6 protein-coding genes are annotated in these 4,276 nt (G+C 60.2%); all 6 read left to right on the top strand.

The genetic code is table 11. The annotated features are described in order from the left end of the window. Positions 1 to 756 precede the first annotated feature (756 nt). The 6 genes from GNZ13_RS49605 (at position 757) to GNZ13_RS49580 (ending at position 4,118) form a co-directional block, all read left to right on the top strand. Positions 757 to 966, top strand: coding sequence for a hypothetical protein (locus GNZ13_RS49605; RefSeq protein WP_172178792.1), 210 nt, complete (start codon positions 757 to 759; stop codon positions 964 to 966). 434 nt (positions 967 to 1,400) lie between these two features. After that, positions 1,401 to 1,712 carry a DUF4148 domain-containing protein gene (locus tag GNZ13_RS49600; RefSeq protein WP_172178791.1) on the top strand — a complete coding sequence of 104 codons (312 nt, stop codon included), beginning with the start codon at positions 1,401 to 1,403 and terminating at the stop codon, positions 1,710 to 1,712. 185 nt (positions 1,713 to 1,897) lie between these two features. Further along, positions 1,898 to 2,509, top strand: a complete 612-nt coding sequence (gene parS / locus GNZ13_RS49595; RefSeq protein ID WP_236002545.1) for a type II RES/Xre toxin-antitoxin system antitoxin — start codon at positions 1,898 to 1,900, stop codon at positions 2,507 to 2,509. Then, positions 2,506 to 3,027 carry an RES family NAD+ phosphorylase gene (locus tag GNZ13_RS49590; protein ID WP_172178790.1) on the top strand — a complete coding sequence of 174 codons (522 nt, stop codon included), beginning with the start codon at positions 2,506 to 2,508 and terminating at the stop codon, positions 3,025 to 3,027. Before parS ends, GNZ13_RS49590 begins: the two co-directional genes overlap by 4 nt. 51 nt (positions 3,028 to 3,078) lie before the next feature. Continuing rightward, positions 3,079 to 3,672 (top strand): hypothetical protein, encoded by a 594-nt coding sequence (locus GNZ13_RS49585; protein ID WP_172178789.1) that lies wholly within the window; start codon positions 3,079 to 3,081, stop codon positions 3,670 to 3,672. 14 nt (positions 3,673 to 3,686) lie between these two features. Beyond that, positions 3,687 to 4,118 carry a hypothetical protein gene (locus tag GNZ13_RS49580; RefSeq protein ID WP_172178788.1) on the top strand — a complete coding sequence of 144 codons (432 nt, stop codon included), beginning with the start codon at positions 3,687 to 3,689 and terminating at the stop codon, positions 4,116 to 4,118. Positions 4,119 to 4,276: the final 158 nt, after the last annotated feature.

The raw sequence follows: 4,276 nt of genomic DNA, 5'->3' as shown, positions 1-4,276 counted from the left end.
CGCTGCGAATGGCCTTAAAGACCGATGAAACACTGCGCACGGTGGCCGGTCAATGACCGTTCGCAATGGCGAAGCAGCCGCTCCAACGTCCGGTTGCTGCAACGGGCGAATGACTGTTCATGGCCGACTGCCGCCCGACGCGGCCGGCCGTAGCCGACCCACTGCCGCCCTTCGATCTAATCGCACCCTGACGGCAGCTTGCAATGCACACTGTCATTCGTGGCGTCGTCACGTGACCAGTCACCGGTGCGAAAGCCGAGCGCATGCCCGCACTCGAAGTGCGGGCGCTTGATCTGCTGACGACGGTGTTCACCGAACGTGGTATTTCCAACGGCGAGCCGGTTGTCGGAAGCGAAACGGCATGAACTGCAAACTGGGTAACCTTGCGGCTATTGTCGCCGCGGGGGTCATGTTGGGTAGGCCCTACGGGTTTCGAACTGTCCAAGTTCCCCGCTGCGTGTCCAGATCGCGGTAGATGCGCTCAATTTCCTCTCGGGCTCCCCGTATTTCGGTAACCTGTACAACACGGCCACGACTCCAGTCCGCCAATTCATGGCTATCCTTCTTTGGTCGAATTCGGGAGGGTAGCCCCTTGAAGTCGGCGTACCACCAAGCGTGGACAGTGTCGTTTCGAAATGTGCCTAACGGCAAGGCCTTGTTTATCAGCTCACAAAAAGCGTCTGCCTCCCTCGCGGATAGCTTGCTCTTCGCGAGCTTCGTCAATATCCCTGTTTCCGCGCAGAAGTCGGCGAACGCTTGAGCGTCATACTCGGCTTCCGCCATCCCGATAGTAAAACCCTTCCCGTGGAGGTCTTTGAAACACAGCTTGATAAGATATTCGAGGCGACCGAACGCTATCACGAGGCGACCGACCTCCTCGCAAAAACCTGGTGGAAAATCGTCACTAATCGGAATATCTCGCATGTGGCACCTGCGACGCCGCGTGGTATCGGTTACCGATTCTAGTATGCGCCAACGCGGCCCGCTTGATTTGGTGCAGCGCCCGAGCCACGGTGTGCCAGTGACCGACGACATGCGCTGGCGAGGGTGTCGAAGTGGTCGAACCTCCGCCCTTCGACGTCGATCGACCGCACTCGACCCTATATAGATAGTCCGTCCCGCTTTCATCGATACTGGTGGGACTGGCAGCGAGCTGCCAGATTCTGCCCCCCCTCTCTCGCCATCACCGCCTATATTGAAATCTCGCAGCCCGACGATGCGTCGCCTGACCGTTCCGAGCGACATGGAGGCCGCAAATGAGTCCGTCGCGATACGCCAGATCGTCACCGGACCGCTCACGCGTATGCCCCGCTTTGTGCCATCGCCAACAGGTTCGAGACGAGGCTCGCGGCGACATGCCACTCGCCGTGGTGGAGTGATCGCAGCGAAGGACACGTACTATGAGAAAGCCGCCTGGATCACGGTCAGCACTTCCCGCTCTGGTGCTGTTGCTCGCCGGCTGTGCCGTTGGCGGCATTCCGTATGCGGGGCCGCACCTCACTCCTACAGAGTGCCGCGACCTGGCGGCGCTCAGGACTAACGCGCCCCCTACGATGGCGCAACACCATAGCGAACTCGCTGCCCTGAGGAAAGCGGGCTACGACCCGTCACCATGGTATGACGATCCGTACTACCCGGATGATCTACAGGCGGCACAGCGTCTGGTCGACTATTGGTTCCAAACGGAGTGCCGGCACCTTCAACCCGGCTGAGAAGCCAAGGTGACACGAACAGCTCGATTGTTTCCCTTGGGTCTCGCCGCACCTGCAGCAACGAAACCGGCACGCACGTTACCGCCACCGCTACCATTGCACTGCGACGCCCGGCCGAATTCATTGCCCGCGTGCAATCTGCGAGGTTGGAAGTGTCCTCCATTTGGGCTACAATAAACAACCATTTGGAGGACACCATGGATACTGAAGTCGAAGAAGCGGCACCGCGCCTCCGGTCCGCTAAAAGGTCAAAGGCCGGCCACGCCCATCAGGTCGCCCAGAAAGCGGTAGGTCGCGGCACGACCTCGAAGCCGGCAACGGGAGTTTTCATTTCCCACAGCGCTGCCCACTCCGGCGTCCTCAAGGACCTGACGCATTTCGCGGAGGTGTACGCCGCCGAGCCGTCGGTGCGCATCGTGACGATCAAGCACGGCGTCAGGGCCGACGCGTTTAACCGGATTGCGCGGTCGATGGACCGCAGCAAGGAGCAGTTAGGAAAGACGCTCGGCTTGTCGGTGACGACCGTCGACCGCAAGGCAAAAGCCGGTGAACCACTTTCAGCCGAACAGAGCGAGCGTCTGGTCGGCATCGCCCGGTTGATTGGACAGGTACAGACGATGGTGGAGCAATCTGGAAATCCTGAAGGTTTTGACGCGGCCCGCTGGCTTGGACGCTGGCTTGATGAGCCGCTACCGGCGCTCGGCGGCGAGCGGCCCGCCGACCTGATGGATACTGCCGAGGGCCGAGGCCTCGTCTCGAACCTCCTGGCGATGGCACAAAGCGGGGCATACGCGTGAGCGGTCCGGTAACGATCTGGCGTATCGCGACGGACACCCCTGACTACCTCGCTGACGATACCAGCGGCGCCGGCGCGAAGTTGACCGGCGGCCGCTGGAACCGGCCGGGCACGCCGATGCTGTATTGCGCCGGCAGTATCGCGCTCGCGTGCCTGGAAACGGTCGTCCACCTGAAACTGGATGGTCTGCCGTTGAACCGCTATCTCGTCGCGATTGATGTACCGGAAGCGGTGTGGGCCGCGGCCACGGTGATTGACCCATCGTCCCACGTTGGCTGGGATGCTTTGCCGCACGGCAAGATAAGTCTCGACGCCGGAGAGCAATGGGCCGCGAGTAATGCGAGCCTGCTGTGTCGTGTGCCGTCCGTGATCGTGCCGCAAGAATATAACGTGCTCATCAACCCGCTGCACGCTGACGCGGCGCAGTTGACCTTCCGCAAGCTGGAGAAATGGACTTACGACAGCCGCCTTGCGCCCCGCGAGGGAGCAAAGATCATACGGCGCATGAGTGACCGGTAACCGGATAGGGCCCACTAGCGTGGCCCTGCTACTAATTAAACGGAGTAGTGGTTGAATACGAATGTGACGGCAGGTTCGACCCCGCCCGAGGATAGTCCGCGTCTCCCGAACTTTAGAGCTGGTCATGGAAACGAAGGCTCAACGCCGCATCCCGCGATGCGTGATCCCGAGACGGCAATTGACCAGCTTGCCGCCGTGCTCGATGAGATGCGTCAGGCAGGAACCATCGTTAACAGGAGAAGCGTCGACGATCTGGTCCGCCTGGGCGGACACCTGCAGCGCATCGTCGAGGCGAGGACCAGCTGTCACACGGCTAAGGCCGGGGATACGGCTCACGAGCGAAAACGAGGGGCCGGCTTTGCGTACGAGTTCTTGTATCGCGAACTGGGCATTCCCCGTGCAAGTGCGTACGCCTACATCCGCTGCCATCGCCGATTCGGCGGGGACGCTGAGGCTGTGAAGTACTTCAGCTTTTCTGAACTCAATCTTCTGAGCGCGTCTCACGTGACCGACGACCAGATTTTCGAGATTTTGGAGAAAAAGCGGAACAACCTGCAAATGACTCGCGCCGACGTGGCGGGGATGCTGAAAGCGCTTCAGGCGAATATGAACGATTGCGATCGAGGCGAAGACAGCCACGGATAAGCCGGCTCTTTTGCGTGATGGCGAATTTCAGAACAACTAGGCCGGAATTTGGCAACGTCGAGGCCTACGCCAGACGCCACCGACGCATCGCGCCCGTTCTAGGGACGACGATACAGCTTTCACTGCAGCAAGCCGAACGGGCGAACCCGTCGGGTTCGTTGAAACGGCTGGTCGACGGGAGTGCGTTCAACGTGGAACTGCTCAGCACCATTGTGCCTTCGTTGCGCGGGCTTATCTGGGAGTTTCGGAGGTCTGCGGTGGCAGCGGGCTTCGAACTTATCACCGTTGCAGACGACATCGAAGTGATTCTCTTAACTGAAGAGGATTCCGGTTCGCCGTTTGAACTCGAGGGGCGCTTGAGGGGAATCGCTGCCCGGATCGTTGTCGCGCTCGAGTACGGCGTCTCCCCGTACAGTTCCGCGGTTGTCGCTGAGTCATCGACCTGACGCCGGGCCGCCGCCGCACTGGTCAACGTGGTCACACATCAGGTACTACAATCACATTCTCGGGAAATGTTTTGATGATTTCGAAAAACGTCGTTGCCGCTCGCCGGTCGGCGTCTGGAAGTGTGATGCATAAGTCAGGTGAGCTGTTTGATCAGGAG

Origin of the sequence: Paraburkholderia elongata (assembly GCF_013177735.1) — a bacterium.
GTDB lineage: Bacteria > Pseudomonadota > Gammaproteobacteria > Burkholderiales > Burkholderiaceae > Paraburkholderia > Paraburkholderia elongata.
This window is presented reverse-complemented; position numbering and strand designations above follow the sequence as displayed.